Raw genomic sequence first — 20,964 nt, 5'->3', positions numbered from 1 at the left:
GACTGTGGCGCTTGTCAGCAGCTTGTGTGGCCGCTGCGGGTCCAGGCGGCCGAGGCCTGCGCGATCTGGCGCAGCACGGCCAGGTCGATGTCGGCCAGGCGCTTGACGTAGACGCAGGCGACGCTGCTGCGGTGCTTGCCGAGCCTGGCCAGCAGGGCCTCGCGTTCGGGAAAGTCGGAGGCGAAGTACAGCACCAGCTCGGTCTTGCGCGGCGAGAAGCCCAGCAGGGGCCAGTCCATCGGCTTGGCGCCGCCGGTCGAGTAGGAGCCGAAGCCGACGATCGACGGCCCCCACATCACCGCCGGCGCGCCGGCGATCTCGGCCAGCAGGTCGCGGACGACCGCCGCGTCGGCCTGGCGAACGGGCGGCGAGGCGGCGAGGAAGTCGTCGACGCTGGCGGTCGTGGGACGGGTCTTGGGCTCTGCGGCCATGGCGGGGCTCCGGTGAGCGGGCCAGAGTGGTTGTGATCGGGGCCGGCGCCAAGATCGGCGGCGGCGGCGATTGAGACGGCTGGTCGAAAGTCGCCACGGCCGGATAGCGCTAAAAGAGAGCAGGGCCGCAGCTTGGCCACGGGGGTGACGAATGCCGCAGGGCGTTCAGCAGGATCGTCTGCCGCATCTGGCCGCGCGCATCGGCGCCGACTACGCCGACAGTTTCGCCGCCTGCCGCGAGCTGCTGGCGATGATGTTCGAGCTGGATGCGCCGTCGCCCGAGGGCCGCGTCGGCTACGCCATGGACTTCGACCTCTATGACTATGGGCCCATCAAGCTGGGCGTATCTCGCGGTCCGGCGTCGGTCATGGTCCGGACGCCCCAGCTCATCGCGCGGACGGGCGTCGATCAGTTTCACGTCCAATACTATCGGCGGCATGGCTTCGTCCTGACCCTGGACGGCGCCGACCAGGAGGTTCGGCCGGGCGACATCTGTATGCTCGACCTGTCCCGCCCGGCCGCCTTGCGCACCGAGGGGATCGACAATCTTTCCGCCATCGTCGCGCGGGACCTGCTGTCGCCGCTGCTGGCGGACGTCGGCGACGTCCATGGGCTGGTTCTTCGCCGTGACAGCGAGGCCGGCGTCGCCATTCGTGAGCACCTGGACGAGATGTGGCTCCGTGGTCCCGAGCTGACGGTGGAGCAAGGTCTGGCGTGGAGCCGCTCCACCGCGGCCCTGCTGGCCGGCGTCGTGCGGGCCAACACCCAGAGCCGAGCGGCGACCCGCGCCGAGCTGCGCAGGAGCCAGTTCCGCGCCATCCGCCGACGCATCGACCGGGACCTCGGCGATCCGGCCCTTGGTCCGGCCGCGCTCGCCGGCCAGTTCTACGTGACCCGTCCGACACTCTACCGGATGTTCGAGCCCTATGGCGGCGTCGGGCGGTACATTCTGGGGCGGCGGCTGACCGGCGTGTTTCGCGACCTGTCGGATCCGTCCCTTGTACGCGAGCCGATCGCCGCGGTCCTTCGGCGCTGGGGCTTCGAAAACCACACCGCCGCCGGACGCGCCTTTCGCGCGGCGTTCGGCATGACGCCGTCCGCCTGCCGATCCCAGGCCCCGGCCGCTCGCACGACCGGCGCAGCCGCGACCTTCGATGTTCCGTCCGAGATGCCGGCGAACATCACGGCGTTCCAAGGCGGTCTGGCGTCGAACGCGTGAAAGCCCCGCCGGTGAGGACGGGCCCGCTCTCCGGATCAGGCGAAGTCTCGACCTGCACCTGTGGCGCATCGGTCGAGCGCAGGCGGCGCAGCAGCATCTGGGCCAGAAGGGGCGTCCCCCAAACGAAAAACGCCCCCGGCGGAACCGGGGGCGTCTTCGAAAACGTCGTAGGAGGAAGGAGGCCTTAGGCCGCCTTGACCAGCGACTTGGTCAGGATGCCGATGGCGGCTTCGCGGTCGATGCGCTCGATGGCGGCGACTTCGCGGGCCATGCGGTCCAGGGCCGATTCATAGAGCTGGCGCTCCGAATAGGACTGTTCCGGCTGGTTCTCGGCGCGGTGCAGGTCGCGGACCACTTCGGCGATCGAGACGAGGTCGCCCGAGTTGATCTTGGCTTCGTATTCCTGGGCGCGACGCGACCACATGGTGCGCTTCACGCGGGCGCGGCCCTTCAGGGTGGTGAGGGCCTGGCTGACGACGTCGCCTTCGGCCAGCGGACGCAGGCCGGCGACCTTGGCCTTCTTGGTCGGAACGCGCAGGGTCATCTTCTCGTGGTCGAAGGTGATGACGTAAACCTCGAGCGACATCCCGGCCACTTCTTGGGTCTCGATGCCCTGGATCGTCCCCACGCCGTGGGCGGGATAGACGACGTGATCGCCGACCGAGAATTCCAGACCGCTCTTGCTCATTCGTTCGTCCTCATAAAATTGGGCTTGCGCCCAAAACGCCGTTTCCAAACATCCCAAAAGGCGATAGCAACCCGACCGTCGGAGAGGCGGGGCCAAGTCGGATCAGGATTTGGAGTGTCTCTTAAGTCACCCTTCGCCTTCGATCGGGCGAGCCGTTGGAACGGCTGTCGTCTTCCACGAGACATGCAGGTGCGAGGCCGCACCCGTCACGTCGAGGGCGACAATAGCATAAAAATCAGCCTCATGAAAGGCTTGCGACCCCAACCTGGGGTATGGCGGCCCGAATCCGACCGCCAAACGCCGGATTTTGCGTGGATCAGGAGCCCTTGCCGGGCTTTTCGCTGAAGTACTTCTCGAACTTGCCGGTCTCGCGCTCGAAGTCGGCGCGGTCGGCCGGCGGCTCGCCCTTCACGGTGATGTTCGGCCAGACCTTGGCGTATTCGGAGTTGATCCGCAGCCACTTGCCGTCGGCGTCGTCCTCGGTGTCCGGCTTGATGGCGTCGACCGGGCATTCCGGCTCGCAGACGCCGCAGTCGATGCACTCGTCCGGATTGATCACGAGGGTGTTCTCGCCCTCGTAGAAGCAATCCACCGGGCACACCTCGACGCAGTCCATGAACTTGCAGCGGATGCAGGCGTCGGTGACGATGTAGGTCATCGGAACTTGGCGGCTTTCTCGGACGGACGTAACGCGGCCGCGTTTTCGGAGCGACGGCGCCGAATGTCAATGCGGCGCCGTGCGCGGCGCCCGCAGGATTTCTCATGGCGCCCGCAGGACGACAGGCAAAATCGTCGCCGATCGGCCCTGGGTCTGGTTTCCGACGATGCACAACGGCGTTCGTCGAAAGATACCTTTTCTTATGGAAGAGCGTTTCAGTGTGCGGTTGAGGACGCGTCCAAGAACAACGTCGGGAAGCCGACAGCAGAATGCTCTCCATGGCCCTGAAGCCCGCGCCGTCCATGGCGGCCGATGACATCCACGCGCAACTGCGGCTTCGAATGGCCTCGTTCGAGGCCTTCGTCGCGCACGCCCCGTTCGCCGCGGCCCTGATCGACCGCAGCGGCCGGCTGGTCGCCGTCAGCCCCGAGTGGCGCGACGAGGCGCTGACCCCCGATCTCCAGCCCGGCGAGGCCTTCGCCCGCTGCCTGATGAACCTGGAGGACGTCGAGAGCCTTGAGCGCTGCCTGGCCTCGGGCGAGGCGTTCTCGCGCTACCGCGCCCAGGTCAGCGACGGCGTGCAGCGCATCTGGCGCAGCGAGTTCGCCGCCTGCCGCAGCGACGAGGGCGTGATCTTCGCGGTCATGGTCACCGCGCGCGATGTCACCGGCTACGCCCAGACGGCGCTTCGGGCCGAGCGCAACGAGCAGCGGCTGAAGCTGGCGCTGGCGCTCGACGACCTGATGGTGCGCGAGGTCGATCTGAAGACCGGCGAGGTCTATGTCTCGGGCACCTGTCCCGAGCTCGAGAAGTGGTGCCTGTTCGACCGCGATCCGCTGGAGATCGTGCACGAGGACGACCGCGAGCGCATGGCCCAGATCATGCGCGCCCGCCGCGACGGCGAGGCGGCCGTGTTCGAGTTCCGGCTCAACCGCGACGACGGGGTCGAGACCTGGGTGCGTTCGGTCGGCAAGCGGTTCCTGGGCGCCGACGGCAAGCCCGAGCGGCTGGTCAACCTGTTCAAGGACATCACCGACCGTCGCCGCCAGACCGAAGCCGTCGAGAACCTGGCCTTCCGCGACCCGCTGACGGGCCTGCCCAACCGCGCCTACTTCCAGCGCAAGTTCCAGGAGGCGGTCGACGCTTCGGAGATGGTCGGCGAGATCTTCGGCCTGATCATGATCGACGTCGATCACTTCAAGGACATCAACGACACCCTGGGCCACGACGCCGGCGACGCCCTGCTGCGGCGCCTGGCCGACGTGCTGCGCCACGCCTTCCGCTCGGGCGACACGGTGGCCCGCCTGGGCGGCGACGAGTTCGCGGTGATCCTGCGCGGGCTGCACGGCGAGGGCGACATGCTGCGGCCGATCAAGTCGCTGCAGGACCTGCTGCGCCAGCCGATCCAGCACGGGGGGCGCAGCTTCTCGGTCAGCGCCAGCATCGGCGCGGCCCTGCACGGCGATCCCGACGCCGACCCGCACCACATCTTCAAGAACGCCGACATCGCGCTCTATCGGGCCAAGGACGAGGGGCGCAACCGCTCGATCCTGTTCGACCCGTCGATGCGTTCGGCCCTGGAGCAGCGGCTGGAGCTGCTGCGCGACGTGCGCGCGGCGATCGAGGCCGACGAGTTCATCCTCTACTACCAGCCGGTGATCGACCTGGAGAGCGGCTCGGTGGCCGGGTTCGAGGCGCTGATGCGCTGGGCCCACCCCGAGCAGGGCGTGCTGACGCCCGACCGCTTCATGGCCGCCTTCGAGGACCAGGACCTCTCCCTGAAGCTGGGCGAGGTGGCCTTCGAGACGGCGCTGAAGCAGATGCGCGACTGGCTGGACGCCGGGATCGAGTTCGGCCGGGTGGCGGTCAACATCTCGGCCGCCCAGTTCCGCTCTGGGCGCCTGGCCGAGGAGGTGCAGGAGCGCCTGGCCCGCTGGGGCGTGCCGTGCGACCGACTGACCATCGAGGTCACCGAGACGGTCTATATGGGCTGGGCCTCGGACGTGGTCAGCGACACGGTGCGCAAGCTGCACGCCGCCGGCGTGATGATCGCGCTCGACGACTTCGGCACCGGCTACGCCAGCCTGGCCAACCTGCGCCAGTTCCCGATCGACCGGCTGAAGATCGACAAGGGCTTCGTCCAGAACGCCGAGGACGCCGCCATCGTGAAGGCGGTGATCACGCTGGGCTCGTCCATGGGCATGAAGGTCGTCGCCGAGGGCGTCGAGGACCGCGAGCAGCTGGACGCCCTGGCCGCCTATGGCTGCGACCAGGTGCAGGGCTATCACTTCAGCCGCCCGATGCCGCCCGAACGGGTGCCGGGCTTCGTCGACGGGTTTTCGGCGGGATAGGCGTCAGGCCGCCGCCGGGGTTTCCAGCGGCGGTTCGGCCGGCGGCTCCCGCGGCGCTTCCGGCTGGGGCGCGGAGGCGTCGGCGGGCGGCGTCTCCGGCAGCAGCGCCCAGTGCAGGCGAAGGAAGGCCATGGTCAGGTCTCCCGGGTCATGGCGATCAGCCGGGCCTGCAGGTCTTGCGGGGTCTCGCTGCCGTGGTCGCCTTCATGCAGCACGCGGGCGAACCAGTAGCCGTCGGCGGCCAGGCGCACGACGCGCAGGCGCGGGTCGGAATCGGTGTCGGCGTGGCGCACGAGGCGCTCGTCGATCCAGCGGCCCCAGCGGTGGCGCAGCGCCGGGTCGGTGACCATCGAGATGGTCAGGGCCTGGCCGCTGAGCGCCTGGTCGCAGCATTCGAAGGTCGAGACCACATAGGCGCGGGTGAAGCAGCCGTGACCGCTGTCTTCGGCCATCAGCCGGTCCAGCGCCTCTTCCATCTGCTCCAGCATGAAGTCGAAGACGGCGTCGATCAGCACCTGCTTGTTGGCGAAGTGGTGGAACAGTCCGCCCTTGGTGACGCCGGCGCGTTCGGCCACCGCCTGGACGGTGATCCCGCCCAGGCCCTGCTCTTCGGCTAGGGCGACGGCGGCCTCCAGCAGGGCGCGGCGCACCTGCTCGGGCTGCTTGGGGCGATTGTAGGCGGTGACGTTCATCCGTGACCCAGGGTGCGCGAGAACAGTTGGGCGACGACCACGCCGCTGACGATCAGGCCGATGCCGATCATCGCCGGCAGGTCCAGCATCTGGCGGAAGAGCACGGCGCCGATCACCGCCGTCAGCACGATCCCGACGCCGCTCCAGACAGCGTAGGCGACCGCCAGCGGCATGTGCTTCAGCGCGATCGACAGCAGGAAGAAGGCCAGGGCGTAGAGCCCGGCCGTGGCCAGGCTGGGCAGCAGTTTCGTGAACTGCTCGGACTTCTGCAGGAAGGTGGTGCCGGCGACTTCGGCGGCGATGGCGCCGGCGAGCATGGCGTAGGCGGAAGCGGGGACGGACACGGAAGACCTCGGCTAGGGAGGTTTGTAAGATACCGTCTGGTTGGTTTGTTTTCAAGTGTGCAAGTGATCCTTCTCCCCTTGCGGGAGAAGGTGTCGACAAAGTCGACGGATGAGGGGTTTCTCAAATGAAGAACGCCGCGACAGCGGTCAGGCTGGCGCGGCGTTGAAGGTCTGTGCGACCCCTCACCCGACCTCCCTGCGGGAGGCCACCCTCTCCCGCAAGGGGAGAGGGATCATAGGGAGAGCAACCGCCGCACCACGAACTCCAGCATCTGCGGGGTCAGCGGGCGGCGGGTGGCCTGGTTGTTCATGGCCAGGCCGCTGAGGACGTCGATCACCAGGTCGGCGTCGGTGTCGGCGGCGATGTCGCCGCGGGCGATGGCGCGTTCGACGACCTGGCGGTTGTGGGCCCGGCGGCGCTGGAAGTCTTCCTGTCCGTTCTGGAACAATTCGGGCCGCACCCGGCTCTCGGCGATCAGGAAGCTCATGCACGGGCCGACGACGGGGTCGTTGTAGAGGTCGACCATCGCCTGGCCCAGAGCGACGAGGTCGCTGACCACGTCGCCGGTGTCGGGCAGGCTCTCGAACAGGAAGGCCTCGTTGAAGGCCTCGCCCACCGCCTGCATCGGCGTGGCCCAGCGGCGATAGAAGGTGGCGCGGGGGGCGCCGGCCTTGTCGCAGATCTTCTCCAGGGTCAGGCCCGACATGCCATGCTGGGCCAGCACCTCCAACGAGGCGCGCTTGAGGCGGCGCTCCACTTCGGGGTCGCGTGGCCGGCCAGGGCCACGGCGCTTGGCGGGCGGTTCGGAAAGGGTCTCGGGAGGCGGGCCGGGCTCGAAGTCCATGGGCGCACCCTAGAGCGCATTTGCGAACGATGGTCAAAAAAAGCGGCGCATCCGGGGAGGATGCGCCGCCGAGCCGCGCGGTACTGGGAAGGTTGTCCGCGCGAAGCGGGGATGGGGATCAGAACTTGCCGCGGATCCCGAGCATGATCTGACGGCCGGGCTGGTAGTAGGTGTAGGCGGCGCTGTCCCACTGGAACGGGCTGCGCTGAGCCTCCTCGGTGATGTTGATGACGTCGAGGCTGACGCGCGGCTGGGTCGGCAGGTTGTCGAACTGGTAGCTGGCCGACAGGTCCCATTGCCCGCGGGCGTCGGTGTTGATGGTGGCGACCGGGATGCCGTTCTGGCCCGGGCCCGACGAGATCTGGGCGTCGTTCCAGACGTAGGACAGGCGCACGGTGGCGCCGTGCTTCTCGTAGTAGCCGGTGACGTTGTAGGTCCACGGCGAGATGCCGACGGCCTGGGCCGGGGCGCCGTTGCCGCGCGCGTTTTGCTCGACGTGGGTGGCGTTGGCGGTGAAGCCGGCGCCGTCGAGCAGGAAGTCCAGCGGCTGCACCCAGGTGACTTCCTGGCCAAGGATGGTCAGCACGCCGTCGGCGTTGACCTGCTGCTGCACGGTGACCGTCGCCGCGTCGGGGCCGCCGCGGTTGTTGATGGCCTGCTGCTGCAGGTTGGTCAGCTGGTCGAAGGGCACGCCCAGCTGGCTGAACGGGATGGTGTTGGTCCCGTTGACGGTGAAGCCGGTCAGCTCCTTGCGGAACAGGGCCACGCCGATGTAGCCGGCGCCGCCGGTGTACCACTCGCCGCCGATGTCGAAGTTGTTGGACGTGTAGGGCTGCAGGTTCGGATTGCCCTGGTTGGCCTGCTGCGCGGAGGGGTCCGAGAAGGTGGTGCCCGGCAGCATGGCGCTGGGGTTGGGACGGGTGACGGTGCGCGAGGCCGAGGCGCGGACGATCAGGTCCTCGCGCAGGTTCCAGGCCACGTTGAACGACGGCAGCAGGCCGTCGTAGTTGGTGGTGCGCGACAGGAACGACAGCACGCCGTTGACCGTCTGCGGGCCCTCGATCGTCTGGTCGGTGGAGTAGTAGCGGGCGCCGAGGTTGAAGCGCAGGTCGCGGTCCAGCACCTGGGTCGCGCCGTTGACCTCGACATAGGCGCCGGTGGTCTTCTCGCGGATCAGGCCCGAGGCCGCGCCGGTGGCGGCGGCCGCCGAGAACGGGGCGCTGTCGAGGAAGGCCTGATAGTTGCTGTCGGCGAAGAACCGGTCCTTGTCGAGGGTGATGAAGCCCAGCGGACCCTGCTTGATGTAGCTGGCGAGGTTGGCCTGCGGGATGGCCGAGCCGGCGCGGCCGTCGCAGGCCGGGACCGGCGCGGGAACCGGGCTCTGCGGCGTCACCCCGCCGCCGCCGCAGGTGAAGGCCTGCCAGCGGGCGGAGTTGTCGAGCGCGGTGATGGTGCGGCCGACGTCGTCATAGGCGACGCCGAACTTGAAGTTGGCCCCCTTGTCGTCGCCCAGGGTCAGGTCGAAGTGGGCGCCCTTGGTCTGGGTCACGCGCTTTTCGGCCTGCACGTTGACGCGGCCGCCGGCCCACACCCAGCCCAGCGACGGGTCGTTGAGGTCCTTGTTGGCCTTGATCGACGGATAGTCGCCGCCGCCGTTGGCGTAGGTGACGTTCAGGCCCGAGTTCAGCGGGGTGTTGAACAGCACCGTCGGCGCCTCGCGGAAGAAGACGCTGCGGCTCCAGTTCACCTGGCCGTCCAGCTTGATCCAGTCGTTGGGGCGCCAGGTGAAGCCGGGATTGAGGTTCAGGACCTCGACGTCCTCCTCGTAGGGACGGTACTCGAGGAAGAACTGCGAATTGAGGAAGGTGCCTTCGGTGACCACGCCCTCGCCGTTCACCTTCACGCCCACCGGGACCATGAAGTTGGAGTTGCGCACGACCCAGTTCATGTCGATGCGCTCGAACGAGCGGCTGCCCTTGGAATAGAGGGTGTCGAAATAGACGTTCAGCTGGTCGTTGGGGCGCCACTCGGCCGACAGGACGTAGGAGTCGCGGTCGCGCTCGCCCGAGCTCCAGCTGTCGCGGCCCAGGCGCGGAAGCTGGGCGTCCGAAAGCTGCTGCAGGGTCGTGCCGGGGTTCAGCGAGGCCAGCAGGGCGTTGTCGATCGCCTGGCCCGGCGTCAGGCCGTTGGAGTTGACGCCAGCCGGCACGGTCGAGGCCCAGTTGAAGTTGTTGCCGCCGGTCACGTTGCAGCCCGTGCAGGTCATGTTGGCGTTCGACCAGCCGACGCTCTCGAAGCCGGTGGTGGTGCTTTTGGTGCGGGCGATGGCGACGCCGCCCAAGAGGCCGAAATCGCCGATCGGGGTCTCCCAGGTCTTGGAGGCGATCAGCGAGCCACGCGGGCTGATGTCGTCGGCCTGGTTGTTCTTGCCGGCCTGCAGCGAATAGATCAGCTGGCCGCCTCCCTTGTAGTCGAAGGGGCGGGCGCTGCGCATGTTGACCACGCCCGCGACGCCGCCCTCGACCATGCCGGCGGTCGGGGTCTTGTGCACGTCGAGCCGGGTGAAGAGCTCGGTGGGGAAGAGGTCGAGGTCGACCTCGCGGTTCTGGTTCTGGCTGTCGGTGCGGCCCGACGAGGCCACCGCGATCTGCGAACCGTTCAGCAGGATCTTGGTGAAGTTGGTGCCCAGGCCGCGGATCGTGACGTTCAGGCCCTCGCCGTTGATCTCGCGGGTCAGCTGCACGCCGGGGATGCGGTTGAGGGACTCGGCGATGTTGAGGTCGGGGAACTTGCCGATGTCCTCGGCGAAGACGGAGTCGGTGAAGGCGACGCTTTCGCGTTTGGCGTTGGTCGCGTCGGCCAGGCTCTTGCGATAGCCGGTGACGACGACTTCTTCGACGGCTTCGGGCTCGGCGGTCTGCGGCGCGGGTGCCGTCTGGGCCAGGGCGGGCAGGGCGACGAGCGCGGTGGTCAGGCAAGTGGCCCCGATCAGGACCTGGCGGATTCCGCGCGTGCGGTGGCTGGACGACATCTCTTCACTCCCCTGGCGCTTGTGGCTCTTGCGCTTTTCCTCACGACCGCCGCCGTCCGCCGTTGCGCGGCGATACGGGTGGTAGCGGTCACAGGAGTGAACGGCTACGAGGTAAGGCCTATCGTGTCAAGGTGGTCATACCTTTGCGATCGGTTAGGTCGGACAAGGTCAAGCTTGTCTCGACGGGGCGGGCCCAGACCACGTAGCGCATCGGGCCGCTGACCTTCGCGTCCAGCGGCCAGCAGGTGGCCAGGGCCAAGCCCCGTCCCGGAGCGCGGGGATCGACGCCCGACGCGTCCCAGCGCACGACCCTGGCGCCGGTCACCTCGAAGCGCGCGACCTTGCCGTCGGCGCGCTCGACCAGGATCGGGTCGCCCGGCTGGACCTTGGCCAGGACGGCGAAGTGGGTGTCGCGATGGGCGGCGTAGACGGCGGTTCCCCGGTCGCCGGCCTTGGGCGTGCCGGCCACGTGGCCGGGACCGAAGGCCAGGGCCTGGCCGCTGGCGCCGTCCAGGGCGATGACCCGCTCGCCCTGGCGCGGGAAGGCGATGCGCGCCGTCGGCCAGGTGTCGGCCCAGCGCCAGGGGCGCACCGGCGCGCCGCCCTGGCGAAGGCTCTGGTCGAAGGCCCGCTCCAAGAGCACCTGGGCCACGGCCGCCTTGGCGTGGATCCATAGGCCCTGGCCGCAGAGCACAAGGCCCAGGCTCCCGGCCGCCAGGGCCGGAAGCAGGAAGGGGAGCCGCCGACGGGCGGCTCCCACGATCATCGCCAGCCGGCTCACGCCGCGGTCCTTCGCCGGCCCAGGGCCCAGCCGCCGGCCCCCAGGACCAGGGCGAGGGCCATCAGGCCAAGGCCCGCCAGGATCAGCATCGGCGCGTCGGTGGCCGTCTGCGGCAGGTCCAACTGCGCGATCTGCTGCTCGGGATCGGCCGGGGCGTCGCCGGTTCCGGTCGAGGCCTTGCGGTTGAACAGGGCGTCGAAGTCCCAGCCGGCCGGCAGGTTCAGCGGCAGGTCGCTGCGCAGCAGCGGGGCGCTGGCCGGGCGGGCGGGGGTCTTGTCGACCGCCACCAGGCTGGTCTGGCTGGTCACCAGGCCATGGTCGAGGCCCAGCTTCAGAACCCGCGCGTCGGCCTCGTCCTCGGTGATCTGCGCCAGGGTGCGGGCGACCTCGGCGTCGGTGATCTTGCGGCGGGCCCACAGCTTGGAGATCCCCTTGCCGGCTTCGGCGTCGCGCAGGCGCACGCGGGTCTCCCAGGGGCGGCCGTCGATGAAGCCGCCGATCGTCACGACGCCGTCCAGGTCGTCGACGCGCGCGGCCAGGGTGACCGGCTCGCCGCGATAGAGGTCGGGCAGCACGGCGGGGGCGGCGTCCGAACCCGTGCCCTCGAAGCGGGCGACGAGATTGGTGGCCACCGGGCTTTCCAGCTTGTCGAACAGGGTGCGCATGGCCGTCTCGACCTCGTCGGTCGATCCGATGTGGGTGAAGGTCCCGCGGCCCAGTTCGGCGGCGCGGCCCATCAGGTAGGTGTTGGGGGCCGAGCCGATCCCGACCATGAACACCTTCGAGCGGCCGCGGCCAGCGGTGATGGCGTCGAACAGGCCCTGTTCGTCGCTGATCGCGCCGTCGGTCATGAACACCACCTGGCGCACGCGGCTGTCGGCGCGCCCATTCTCGTCGCGCAGAGCGGCGGCCATGGCCGGGACCATCTCGGTGCCGCCGGTGGCTTCCAGGCCCGAGACGAACTTGCGGGCCTTGGCCAGATTGGCCGTGTCGGCGGCGACGCTGCCCTCGAACAGCACGGTCAGGGTGTCGTCGAAGCGCACGACGTTGAAGCGGTCGGCGGGCTTGAGGTTGGAAAGGCCGTACAGCAGGCCGGCCTTGGCCTGGCGCATCGACTCCCCGCCCATCGAGCCGGAATTGTCGATGACGAAGATGATGTCGCGGGCCGGCGGCGGCGCGGCGCGGGCGGCGATCGGCGGGGTGACCTGGGCCAGCACGTAGTGGGCGCCGGCGACCTTCTCGCGGAACATGGCGACGCCGGGCGCGGCCATCGGCACGGGCTTCCAGGTGAGGACGAAGTCGCGGTCGGCCGGAGCCTGGCCCTTGGCCAGGGTGATGACCTTGCCGCCCTTCTCGTCGCGGACGTCGACGGCGTGGCTGGCGCTGGTCACCGCGCCCAGCGGGAAGCCGGCGCGCAGATGCACGGTCACGGTGACGGGATTGATCGCGCCGGCGACCTTGGGGTCGACGATCGTGGCGCGGCTTTCGGGGCTCGGCGCGGTTCCGGGCGAGGCGTAGCGCGGGGCGACGACCAGCGGCAGGCGCAGCGAATATTCGCCGGCCGAGACGGCGACGGGGGCCTGGTATTCGATCTGCACCAGCACCGTCTCGCCGGGCGCGACGTTGGCCACGGCGTTGGTGAACATGTTGGGGCGGTTCTGCTCGACCAGGGCCGCCTTCTTTCCCTGCGCCTTGGCGGCGTCATAGATGGCCTGGGCCTCGGCGCGCTTCTTGATCTCGCCGACGATGACGTTCTTGCCGACCACCATCTTCAGGGTGTCGACCGCGCCGTCCTGCGGCAGCGGATAGACATAGACGGCCTCGACCCAGTGGCTGGTGTCGTTGCGGAAGGCCTGGGTGACGCGGCCGCGCACGGTCAGGCCGCTGACCGTCATGTCGATGTCGGTTCCCAGGCGCACGGCCTCGACCACTTGGTCGCCGCCCTTGGCGCGCATGATCAGGCCGCCCGCCCGCTCGGCGGCGCGGCCGGTTCCGGCCAGCGCCACGAGCAGCAGCAGCCCCAGGGCGAAGGCTTCGCAGAGGATGGCGAACCAGCGGCGGGGGCGGGCGCCGGAGGCGACGCGGGGCTTGGGCGCGCCGACGTCATGAGCGGACATGGAAGGATCTCCTTGGGGCTCGAAAGCAGGTGATCTTCCTTGTGGTCACAGGCCGGCGCCGTCGCGAGCGGCGGGATTTGCATTCTTCGTGAGGGATCCGTGCAGCTTGTCCGCAGGCAGGCTTGCCGCGCCCGGTTCGGCGCCGCAGTGTGCGGAAATGTGCGGATTCGTGAGGCCTTCCCGATGACCCTGGCGCCGGAAGCCGAGCTGCCCGACGAGCAGAGCCTGGCCATCGCCGCCAGCGTGCGCGAGGCCCTGGCGCGTCGCCGGATGTCGCGCCAGCAACTGGCCGATCGGGCCCGGATCAGCATCTCGACCCTGGAAAAGGCCCTCAGCGGCCGCCGGCCGTTCACCCTGGCCACCACCATCCGGCTGGAGGAGGCGCTGGAGCAGCCGCTACGCGCGCCCGTCCGGCAGGCTCCGGCCGCCGTCGCGGGCCTGGCGCCCGAGGCGCTGGGCGCCTATTCGCGGCCGGCCGTGACTTGGCTGGAGGGCGAGTACCTGACCTTGCGGCCGTCGTTCGAGGATCCGGCCGCCGTCTACGCCTATCGCACCGAGATCGTCTGGGACGAGAGCGCCTCAAGCCTCGTCTTCCGCGAGGCCGCGCGGCAGGACGCAGAATTCACCCAGCGGGGCGCGGTGTCGCTGTCGAACCAGTCGGGCCACACCTACCTGATCACCAACGAGCAGGGGCAGTTTCGGCTGATCATTCTGGGCCGGCCGGCGATCGGCGGCGAGATGTACGGCATGCTGACCACCCTGCAGGTGGGGCAGGGCAGCCACCTGACGCCCGCGGCCGCGCCCATCGCCTTCGTGCCGCTGCGCCGGGTGGCGCAGCCCGCCTTTGGCCGCGTCGGGCCGGAGGCGGCCGCCTATGGCGACTATCGCGCGGCCCTGGCCCGGGTCACCGACAAGGGCTTCGCACGGTTCTTCGCGGGGTAGAGGGCAGGGGGCGGGCGCGCTCCCCGCACGCTCGTCATCCCGGAAAGCCCGCAGGGCTTATCCGGGACCCAGGGCGGATCAAGTTCCAGAAATTCGACCGTTTTTGCACCGCGCATCCCCGCGAAGGCGGGGATCCAAGCTGCATTTCAGGAAAGTGCGAGGTCGCGGGAGATCCGCAGGCGCCGCTTGGGTCCCGGCTTCGCGGGTAGGGACGGATTTTTGGGGGGCGTGGGGGGGTCTACGCCGCCTGCGCCCTCGCCACCCGGTCCGCGACGAACGTCATGTGATCCGGCATGCTGTCGGCCGAGCGGGCGATGACCGCGCGGATCTCGTTCATGCGCGCGCGAAGCAGATCCTCGCTCATGACGTCGGCCATCGGGTCCCAGCCCTTGGGCGTGAGCCCCTGGCCGACCATGACGGCGAACCAGGAGGTGTCGTTGAACAGCTCCTCGTTCTCGCGGAAGATCCGGCCGTGGCTCTCGAAGACGGCGATCTTGTCGGCCAGGTAGTCGGGGATCGGCATCTCGCGCAGATAGTCCCAGTAGGGCGTGTCCGAGCGCTGCGTGGCCTTGTAGTGCAGGATCAGAAAGTCGCGGATCTTCTCGTACTCGAAGGTCATCACCCGGTTGTAGCGGTCGATGTCGGGCTGCTGGAAACGCCGGTCGGGGAACATGGCCAGCAGGCGCGAGATCCCCACCTGGATCAGGTGGATGCTCTGGCTTTCCAGCGGCTCCATGAAGCCCGCCGACAGGCCGATGGCCACGACGTTCTTGTTCCAGCTCTTCTTGCGGCGGCCGGCCTTGAACTTCAGCGTCCAGGGCGTGGCCAGGGCCTCGCCGTCGAGATTGGCCAGCAGGTAGGCCGTGGCCTCGTCCTCGCTGATGTGCTCGCTGGAGAAGGCGTAGCCGTTGCCGATGCGATGCTGCAGCGGGATGCGCCATTGCCAGCCGGCCGGGCGCGCGGTGGCGCGGGTCACCGGATCGGTCGAGCCGCCCGAGGCGCAAGGCACGGCCACGGCGCGGTCGTTGAGCAGCCAGTGCGACCAGTCCTCGAAGCCGCTTTTCATAGCGCCCTCGATCAAGAGGCCGCGGAAGCCCGAGCAGTCGATGAAGAGGTCGCCCTCGACGACCGTCCGGTTCTCCAGGGTCACCGACTGCACGAAGCCGTCGGTTCCGCGCAAGGTCACGTCGACGATCCTGCCCTCGATGCGGCGCACGCTGCGGGCTTCGGCGTAGTCGCGCAGGAAGCGGGCGTAGAGGCCGGCGTCGAAGTGGAAGGCGTAGGCGATGTCGCCCAGCGGCGAGTTTTTCTGGCCCGTGGGGCGCTGGAACTTCGCCTGCGCGGCGGCCAGCGACTGCAGGGAGTATTCCGAAAGATCGGCCGCCTCGCCCATGGCCTGGTAGCGCAGCCAGTAGGCGTGGAACGACACCCCCTCCATGTCGACGCCGTAGGGGCCGAACGGGTGGTGGTAGGTGTGGCCGATCTGCTTCCAGTCGCGGAACTCGATAGCCAGCTTGTAGGTGGCCTTGGTGCGGCGCAGGAAGTCGTCCTCGTCTAGGCCCAGCATGCGGTTGAACATGTTGATCTGGGGGATGGTCGACTCGCCGACCCCGACGGTGCCGATGGCCTCGCTCTCGATCACCGTCACCTTGGTGACGCCGTCCTTGAGGAAGCGGCCGAGAGCGGCGGCGGTCATCCAGCCGGCGGTGCCGCCGCCGACGATGACGACATGGCGGATGCGGTCGTTGGTCACGCGGCGACTCCTTGCTGGGCGCCGCAGTAGCGGGCGACGAATTCGGCGTGGCTGGGCATGGCCTCGGCGGTGCGGCCGATCAGGCCCGACAGGTGGGAAAGGCGCTGACGCACCTGGTCGCCCGGCAGGCTGTCGACCAGCGGATCCCATTCCTCCGGAACGATCCCCTGACCCAGCAGCACGGCCAGCCAGTTGGGTTCGTGGAAGAGGTCGTACTCGGACGGGAACCAGCGGCCGCGATGGGCGAACAACTCCATGCGCCGGGCCAGGCTGTCGGGCACGGTCATGGTCGACAGGTAGCGCCAGTAGTCGGTGTCGTCGCGGCGGGTGGCGTGGAAGTGCAGGATCACGAAGTCGCGGATGCGGTCGACCTGCTCGGCGGTCAGGCGGTTGTATTCGTCGATCTCCAGCGGATCGACGCCGCCGCCCGGGAACAGGGCCAGCAGCTTGGTGATGCCGGCCTGGATCATGTGGATGCTGGTGCTTTCCAGCGGTTCGATGAAGCCCGCCGACAGGCCGATGGAGCAGACGTTCTTCTCCCAGGCGCGTTCGCGGCGGCCGGGCGTGAAGCGCAGGAAGTTCGGCTCGTCGGTCGGGGCCCCGTCGAGGTTGGCCAGCAGGGTGTCCAGCGCGCGGTCGTCGTCGACGTGATGGCTGGAATAGACGTAGCCGTTGCCGATGCGGTGCTGCAGCGGGATGCGCCACTGCCAGCCGCCTTCGCGGGCGGTGGCGCGGGTGAACGGGGTGAGGCCGTCGCCGCCCAGTTCGCAGCCGATGGCCACGGCGCGGTTGTTGGGCAGCCAGCGGCTCCAGTCCTGGTAGGGGACCTTGAGGGCCTGGCCGATGACGAGGCCGCGAAAGCCCGTGCAGTCGACGAAGAAGTCGCCCTCGACGCGGCGGCCGTCCTCCAGCACCACGGCCTCGACGAAGCCGGTCTCGGCGTTCTGGGCGACCTGGCCGATGCGGCCTTCGATACGGACGACGCCGCGCTGCTCGGAAAAGCCGCGCAGGAAGCGGGCGTAGAGGCCGGCGTCGAAGTGATAGGCGTAGCGCAGGCTCGACATCACCTTGGACGGGTCGGGGTCGGGCAGGGCGAAGCGCCAGCGGCGGGCGGCCGCCTCGGTGAGGTTGTAGTCGCCGATCGGACCGGCCGAGGCGGCGAACTTGCGCCACACCTGGTGGAACTTGATGCCCTCCAGGTCGAGGCCGAAGGTCCCGAACGGGTGGTGGTACATCTCGCCGATCGCGCCCCAGTCGACGAACTCGATGCCCAGCTTGAAGCTGGCCTTGGTGGCGCGCATGAACTCGCGCTCGTCCAGGCCGAGCATGGTGTTGAAGGTCAGGATCGGCGGGATGGTGGCCTCGCCGACGCCGACCGTGCCGATGGCCTCGGATTCGACGAGGGTGATCTTCAGGCCCTGGGCGCTGAGCGTCTTGGCGAGCGCCGCCGCCGTCATCCAGCCGGCCGTGCCGCCGCCCACGACGACGACGGACCTTACGCGTTGGTCTGACATGATACGCTTTCCCGCCCCAGAAGATCTTATGTCCGCACGGCTTTGAGCGCCGTTTCAAGCGGGTTGTAAATTGACTGCGCTGTCCGTCTTTGTCACGTTTTCCGCGGACGAAAAATCGTCCGGGCGTCTTTCTTTCTAGAAAAGTCGTTCAAAAACAAAGTGATGAATGGTGTCGCGACTGGCGTTACGGGGTTATTTCAACGCCCTTGACGTGGTCGACCTTTGCCATATCATCAGACCAATAATGGTCTCGACATATGACCAATGGTAGCGCTACCGCGTTACCGAGACTGGGGAGGAATAACAGAATGAGCTCCGTCAACGGAGCGTCCGCGACGCGTGGGCGCCAGACTCTCGGCGACAACCTGAAATTCGGCCTGAAGTGCGGGGCGTCGGCCCTGGCGATCAGCCTGGTGTTCGGGGCGTCGGCCCTGGCCCAGACCGCCGCGGCCAGCGGCAAGACCACCGAGGACACGGTCGACGAGGTGGTCGTCACCAGCATCCGCCAGAGCCTCAAGAGCAGCCAGCAGCTGAAGCAGTCGTCCGAGATCATCGGCGACTCGATCACCGCCGAGGACATCGGGGCCCTGCCGGACCGTTCGGTGACCGAAGCCCTGCAGCGCGTGCCCGGCGTGTCGATCAACCGCTTCGCCGCCGGCGTCGACCCCGACCACTTCTCGACCGAAGGCTCGGGCGTGGTGGTCCGCGGCCTGAACTTCGTGCGTTCGGAACTGAACGGCCGCGACACCTTCACCGCCAACAACGGCCGCATCCTCAGCTTCGCCGACGTTCCGTCCGAGCTGATGGGCGGCGTCGACGTGTTCAAGAGCCCCTCGGCCGACATGATCGAGGGCGGCATCTCGGGCACGGTGAACCTGCGCACCCGCCTGCCGTTCGACAGCAACAAGCGCATCCTGTCGATGTCGGCCGAGGCCAGCTACGGCGACATGGTCAAGGAATGGAAGCCGACCTATTCGTTCCTCTACAGCGACCGCTTCGACACCAATTTCGGCGAGGTCGGCATCCTGGCCAGCTTCGTGAACTCGCAGCTGGCCAGCCGCAGCGACGCCATCCAGGTGTCGAACTTCGGCTGCCGCACCAACCTGGGCGTCTCGAGCGCCGACTGCGGCAATGGCTCGAAGGGCGTGTGGTTCCCGCGCGGCGCGGCGTTCCGCTCGACCACCAACGACCGTGAGCGCCAGGGCCAGGCCGGGGCGATCCAGTGGAAGAGCACCGACGGCACGATGCAGGCCTCGCTGCAGTACCTGCGCTCGAAGTCGACCGTGAAGTGGACCGAGCACGCGGTCGAGATCGCCACCGACAACGTGGCCGGCAACGGCGACTCGCGCCCGGCCGACGGCACCACCTTCTCGTTCGACGAGGACGGCGTGTTCACCAACGGCGTCATCACCGGCGCCACCGGCTGGCGCGCCGACCAGAACGGTTCGGACCCCCGCACGCCGATCAACGGCCTGCAGTCCAACAACGTCCGCCGCGACGAGAACACGACCAACATCACCACCGACTACGGCTTCAACTTCAAGTGGACGCCGAACGACCACTGGGGCGTGCTGTTCGACGTCCAGCACGTGGACTCGACCGTCGATGCGATCAGCATGGGCATGTGGGGTTCGACGTTCCAGAACGCCGCGATCACCCTCAATGGCAGCGACCTGCCGGACGTGAAGTTCACCGCGCCGTCGAGCGGCACGACGGTGTCGAACTGCACGCCGTTCAACAACAACTGCCCGTCCTACGCCCGCGGGTCCCACGCCAGCCTCAGCGACCCGTACAACAACTTCTGGCGCTCGGCGATGGACCACATCGAGCAGTCGGAAGGCACCGAGGACGCGGTCAAGATCGACGTCGAATACAAGTTCGGGGGCGACAGCTGGCTGGACTCGATCAAGGGCGGCGCCCGCTGGTCCGAGCGCGACCAGACCACCCGCTTCTCGGCCTACAACTGGGGCGTGGTCAGCGAGATCTGGGGCAGCGGCGGCCCGGTGTGGATGGACGACCCCATCAACGGCAACCCCACGACCGCCGGCGGCGCCAACAGCACGCGCTTCGTCGAGGCCTACGCCTTCAACAACTTCCTGCGCGGCAAGACCGGCGTGCCGACGGGCTCGGACCCGCGCCTGTTCTTCTCGCAGAACCTGGTCGACAACTACGGCTCGGTCTCGCAGTTCCTGTTGTCGGTCGGCGACGAGTGGCGTGACCGCACGGTGCTCGACGCGCAGACCGGCCAGAGGTGCCCGCAGAACTGGGTGCCGCTGGCGCAGCGCTGCGGCGTCACCGCCGGCACGCCGTTCCGTCCGCAGGAGATCAACCCGGTCAACGAGGTGACCCAGGCGGCCTATCTGATGGCCCGCTTCAAGGGCGAGGCTGGCGACTACAAGATCAGCGGCAATGTCGGCCTGCGCTACACCAAGACCGATCGCGAGGCGACCGGCTACCTGGCCTTCCCGATCTCGACCAGCCTGGCCACCGACGCCGACTGCACCAAGGCCTTCACCGACTGGCAGGCCCTGCCGGAGCCGAAGCCGGCGTTCACCCCGTCGTCGTTCTGTTCGCTGACGCCGCAGGTGCGGGCCGCCGCCCGGGCCTGGGCGAACGGCGCCCTGACGCCGAGCACGGTCAAGGCCTCGTTCGACTACTGGCTGCCCAGCCTGAACCTCAAGGTCATGGCGCCGCACGGCCTGCAGTATCGCCTGGGCCTGTCCAAGACGATCACGCCGCCCGACATCGGCCTGACCCGCAACTACTACAACCTGGCCCTCAACACGAACTTCGACGGCATCACCAACGGCCAGCCGTCGGGCAACGTCACCGTCGGCAATCCCTTCCTCAAGCCGACCCAGTCGACCAATGTCGACGTGTCGGTGGAGTGGTACTTCGACCAGGTCGGCTCGCTGACCTTCGCGGGCTTCTGGAAGGAGCTGAGCGATGTGGCCACCAACACCACGGCGCGCGTGCCCTTCACCAACAACGGGGCGACGTTCGACGTGCTGGTGACCACGCCGGGCAACTCCGACAAGAAGGCGACGGTCAAGGGCTTCGAGATCGGCTACCAGCAGTTCTACGACTTTCTGCCCAAGCCGCTGGACGGGTTCGGCATCAACGCCAACTACAGCTACATCGAAAGCAGCGGCGTGCCGCAGAGCACGCTGTCGGCGACCGACCCCGACGTCGCCGCTGGCCGCGTGACCACGGTCGACACCAGCAAGCTGCCGCTGCAGGGTCTGTCCAAGCACAACGTCAACTTCGCGGCGATCTACGAGAAGGGGCCGGTGTCGGCGCGCCTGGCCTACAACTGGCGCTCGGACTTCCTGCTCACCGTCCGTGACGTGATCGTGCCCTACGCCCCGATCATGAACGAGGCGACCGGCCAGCTGGACGGCTCGTTCTTCTACACCGTCAACCCGAAGATGAAGGTCGGGGTGCAGGCGGTGAACCTGCTGAACGAGACCACCCGCACGACCCAGGTGCTGAACAACAACCTGCTGAAGACCGGCAGGTCGTGGTTCATGAACGACCGGCGCTACACCTTCGTGCTCCGCGCCAGCTTCTAGTGACGCGTACCCGGGCGCGCGGCCAT

General features: G+C 68.4%; 16 protein-coding genes. 4 read left to right on the top strand and 12 right to left on the bottom strand.

Annotated features, from left to right (window positions below):
* Positions 1-14: 14 nt before the first annotated feature.
* Positions 15-431 carry a DUF1801 domain-containing protein gene (locus tag G5B46_RS06365; RefSeq protein ID WP_165257078.1) on the bottom strand — a complete coding sequence of 139 codons (417 nt, stop codon included), beginning with the start codon at positions 429-431 and terminating at the stop codon, positions 15-17.
* 151 nt (positions 432-582) lie between these two features.
* Between G5B46_RS06365 and G5B46_RS06360 the strand changes: the two genes are divergently transcribed.
* Positions 583-1,650 carry a helix-turn-helix domain-containing protein gene (locus G5B46_RS06360; RefSeq protein ID WP_165257076.1) on the top strand — a complete coding sequence of 356 codons (1,068 nt, stop codon included), beginning with the start codon at positions 583-585 and terminating at the stop codon, positions 1,648-1,650.
* A gap of 184 nt (positions 1,651-1,834) precedes the next feature.
* Here the strand turns inward: G5B46_RS06360 and G5B46_RS06355 are convergent, their stop codons facing one another.
* A complete protein-coding gene (locus tag G5B46_RS06355; protein WP_165257075.1) occupies positions 1,835-2,338 on the bottom strand; it encodes a CarD family transcriptional regulator in 504 nt (167 codons plus the stop codon).
* Positions 2,339-2,654: 316 nt separating this feature from the next.
* Positions 2,655-2,996 carry a ferredoxin FdxA gene (gene fdxA / locus G5B46_RS06350; RefSeq protein ID WP_058349269.1) on the bottom strand — a complete coding sequence of 114 codons (342 nt, stop codon included), beginning with the start codon at positions 2,994-2,996 and terminating at the stop codon, positions 2,655-2,657.
* A gap of 341 nt (positions 2,997-3,337) precedes the next feature.
* Between fdxA and G5B46_RS06345 the strand changes: the two genes are divergently transcribed.
* The gene (locus G5B46_RS06345) at positions 3,338-5,347 is read left to right on the top strand and encodes an EAL domain-containing protein (protein WP_240903389.1); all 2,010 of its coding nucleotides are present in this window, start codon (positions 3,338-3,340) and stop codon (positions 5,345-5,347) included.
* 3 nt (positions 5,348-5,350) lie between these two features.
* Here G5B46_RS06345 and G5B46_RS24670 read toward each other — a convergent pair whose 3' ends face one another.
* The 7 genes from G5B46_RS24670 to G5B46_RS06315 form a co-directional block, all read right to left on the bottom strand.
* Complete coding sequence (locus tag G5B46_RS24670; protein ID WP_276611510.1) at positions 5,351-5,479, bottom strand: hypothetical protein; 129 nt, start codon at positions 5,477-5,479, stop codon at positions 5,351-5,353.
* Between the two features lie 2 nt (positions 5,480-5,481).
* Positions 5,482-6,039, bottom strand: coding sequence for a TetR/AcrR family transcriptional regulator (locus G5B46_RS06340; RefSeq protein ID WP_165257071.1), 558 nt, complete (start codon positions 6,037-6,039; stop codon positions 5,482-5,484).
* The gene (locus tag G5B46_RS06335) at positions 6,036-6,383 is read right to left on the bottom strand and encodes a multidrug efflux SMR transporter (RefSeq protein WP_346764879.1); all 348 of its coding nucleotides are present in this window, start codon (positions 6,381-6,383) and stop codon (positions 6,036-6,038) included. The genes G5B46_RS06340 and G5B46_RS06335 overlap by 4 nt, the downstream gene beginning before the upstream one ends.
* Before the next feature lie 233 nt (positions 6,384-6,616).
* Positions 6,617-7,228: a TetR/AcrR family transcriptional regulator gene (locus tag G5B46_RS06330; protein WP_165257070.1), complete on the bottom strand. Its 612-nt coding sequence runs from the start codon at positions 7,226-7,228 to the stop codon at positions 6,617-6,619.
* 118 nt (positions 7,229-7,346) lie between these two features.
* Positions 7,347-10,259: a TonB-dependent receptor gene (locus G5B46_RS06325; RefSeq protein WP_165257068.1), complete on the bottom strand. Its 2,913-nt coding sequence runs from the start codon at positions 10,257-10,259 to the stop codon at positions 7,347-7,349.
* A 118-nt stretch (positions 10,260-10,377) separates the two neighbouring features.
* Positions 10,378-11,040: a class GN sortase gene (locus G5B46_RS06320; RefSeq protein ID WP_346764878.1), complete on the bottom strand. Its 663-nt coding sequence runs from the start codon at positions 11,038-11,040 to the stop codon at positions 10,378-10,380.
* Entirely contained in the window at positions 11,037-13,157 is a 2,121-nt protein-coding gene (locus G5B46_RS06315) for a marine proteobacterial sortase target protein (RefSeq protein ID WP_165257066.1), read from the bottom strand. Before G5B46_RS06315 ends, G5B46_RS06320 begins: the two co-directional genes overlap by 4 nt.
* Positions 13,158-13,340: 183 nt before the next feature.
* On the opposite strand from G5B46_RS06315, the gene G5B46_RS06310 reads away from it, so the two are divergent.
* Positions 13,341-14,099: a helix-turn-helix transcriptional regulator gene (locus G5B46_RS06310; protein ID WP_165257064.1), complete on the top strand. Its 759-nt coding sequence runs from the start codon at positions 13,341-13,343 to the stop codon at positions 14,097-14,099.
* 238 nt (positions 14,100-14,337) lie between these two features.
* Here the strand turns inward: G5B46_RS06310 and G5B46_RS06305 are convergent, their stop codons facing one another.
* Both G5B46_RS06305 and G5B46_RS06300 read right to left on the bottom strand, forming a co-directional pair.
* Entirely contained in the window at positions 14,338-15,852 is a 1,515-nt protein-coding gene (locus tag G5B46_RS06305; RefSeq protein WP_165257063.1) for a tryptophan halogenase family protein, read from the bottom strand.
* Positions 15,849-17,366, bottom strand: a complete 1,518-nt coding sequence (locus G5B46_RS06300; protein WP_165257061.1) for a tryptophan halogenase family protein — start codon at positions 17,364-17,366, stop codon at positions 15,849-15,851. Before G5B46_RS06300 ends, G5B46_RS06305 begins: the two co-directional genes overlap by 4 nt.
* Positions 17,367-17,674: 308 nt before the next feature.
* Here G5B46_RS06300 and G5B46_RS06295 point away from each other — a divergent pair, with 308 nt between their 5' ends.
* Entirely contained in the window at positions 17,675-20,938 is a 3,264-nt protein-coding gene (locus tag G5B46_RS06295; RefSeq protein ID WP_165257059.1) for a TonB-dependent receptor, read from the top strand.
* Positions 20,939-20,964 lie beyond the last annotated feature (26 nt).

It is taken from the genome of Caulobacter sp. 602-2 (assembly GCF_011043625.1).
Classification (GTDB): Bacteria; Pseudomonadota; Alphaproteobacteria; order Caulobacterales; family Caulobacteraceae; genus Caulobacter.
Note: the sequence above shows the minus strand (reverse complement) of the source record. Positions and strands in the feature narration are given on the sequence as shown.

What these genes read in the sequence shown, in the direction of transcription:
- G5B46_RS06360 (WP_165257076.1), top strand. Translation starts at nt 583, where the DNA reads ATGCCGCAGGGCGTTCAGCAGGATCGTCTGCCGCATCTGGCCGCGCGC.
- G5B46_RS06340 (WP_165257071.1), bottom strand. Translation starts at nt 6,039, where the DNA reads ATGAACGTCACCGCCTACAATCGCCCCAAGCAGCCCGAGCAGGTGCGC.
- G5B46_RS06295 (WP_165257059.1), top strand. Translation starts at nt 17,675, where the DNA reads ATGAGCTCCGTCAACGGAGCGTCCGCGACGCGTGGGCGCCAGACTCTC.
- G5B46_RS06345 (WP_240903389.1), top strand. Translation starts at nt 3,338, where the DNA reads ATGGCCTCGTTCGAGGCCTTCGTCGCGCACGCCCCGTTCGCCGCGGCC.
- G5B46_RS06300 (WP_165257061.1), bottom strand. Translation starts at nt 17,366, where the DNA reads ATGTCAGACCAACGCGTAAGGTCCGTCGTCGTCGTGGGCGGCGGCACG.
- G5B46_RS06325 (WP_165257068.1), bottom strand. Translation starts at nt 10,259, where the DNA reads ATGTCGTCCAGCCACCGCACGCGCGGAATCCGCCAGGTCCTGATCGGG.
- G5B46_RS06365 (WP_165257078.1), bottom strand. Translation starts at nt 431, where the DNA reads ATGGCCGCAGAGCCCAAGACCCGTCCCACGACCGCCAGCGTCGACGAC.
- G5B46_RS06355 (WP_165257075.1), bottom strand. Translation starts at nt 2,338, where the DNA reads ATGAGCAAGAGCGGTCTGGAATTCTCGGTCGGCGATCACGTCGTCTAT.
- G5B46_RS24670 (WP_276611510.1), bottom strand. Translation starts at nt 5,479, where the DNA reads ATGGCCTTCCTTCGCCTGCACTGGGCGCTGCTGCCGGAGACGCCGCCC.
- G5B46_RS06310 (WP_165257064.1), top strand. Translation starts at nt 13,341, where the DNA reads ATGACCCTGGCGCCGGAAGCCGAGCTGCCCGACGAGCAGAGCCTGGCC.
- G5B46_RS06330 (WP_165257070.1), bottom strand. Translation starts at nt 7,228, where the DNA reads ATGGACTTCGAGCCCGGCCCGCCTCCCGAGACCCTTTCCGAACCGCCC.
- fdxA (WP_058349269.1), bottom strand. Translation starts at nt 2,996, where the DNA reads ATGACCTACATCGTCACCGACGCCTGCATCCGCTGCAAGTTCATGGAC.
- G5B46_RS06315 (WP_165257066.1), bottom strand. Translation starts at nt 13,157, where the DNA reads ATGTCCGCTCATGACGTCGGCGCGCCCAAGCCCCGCGTCGCCTCCGGC.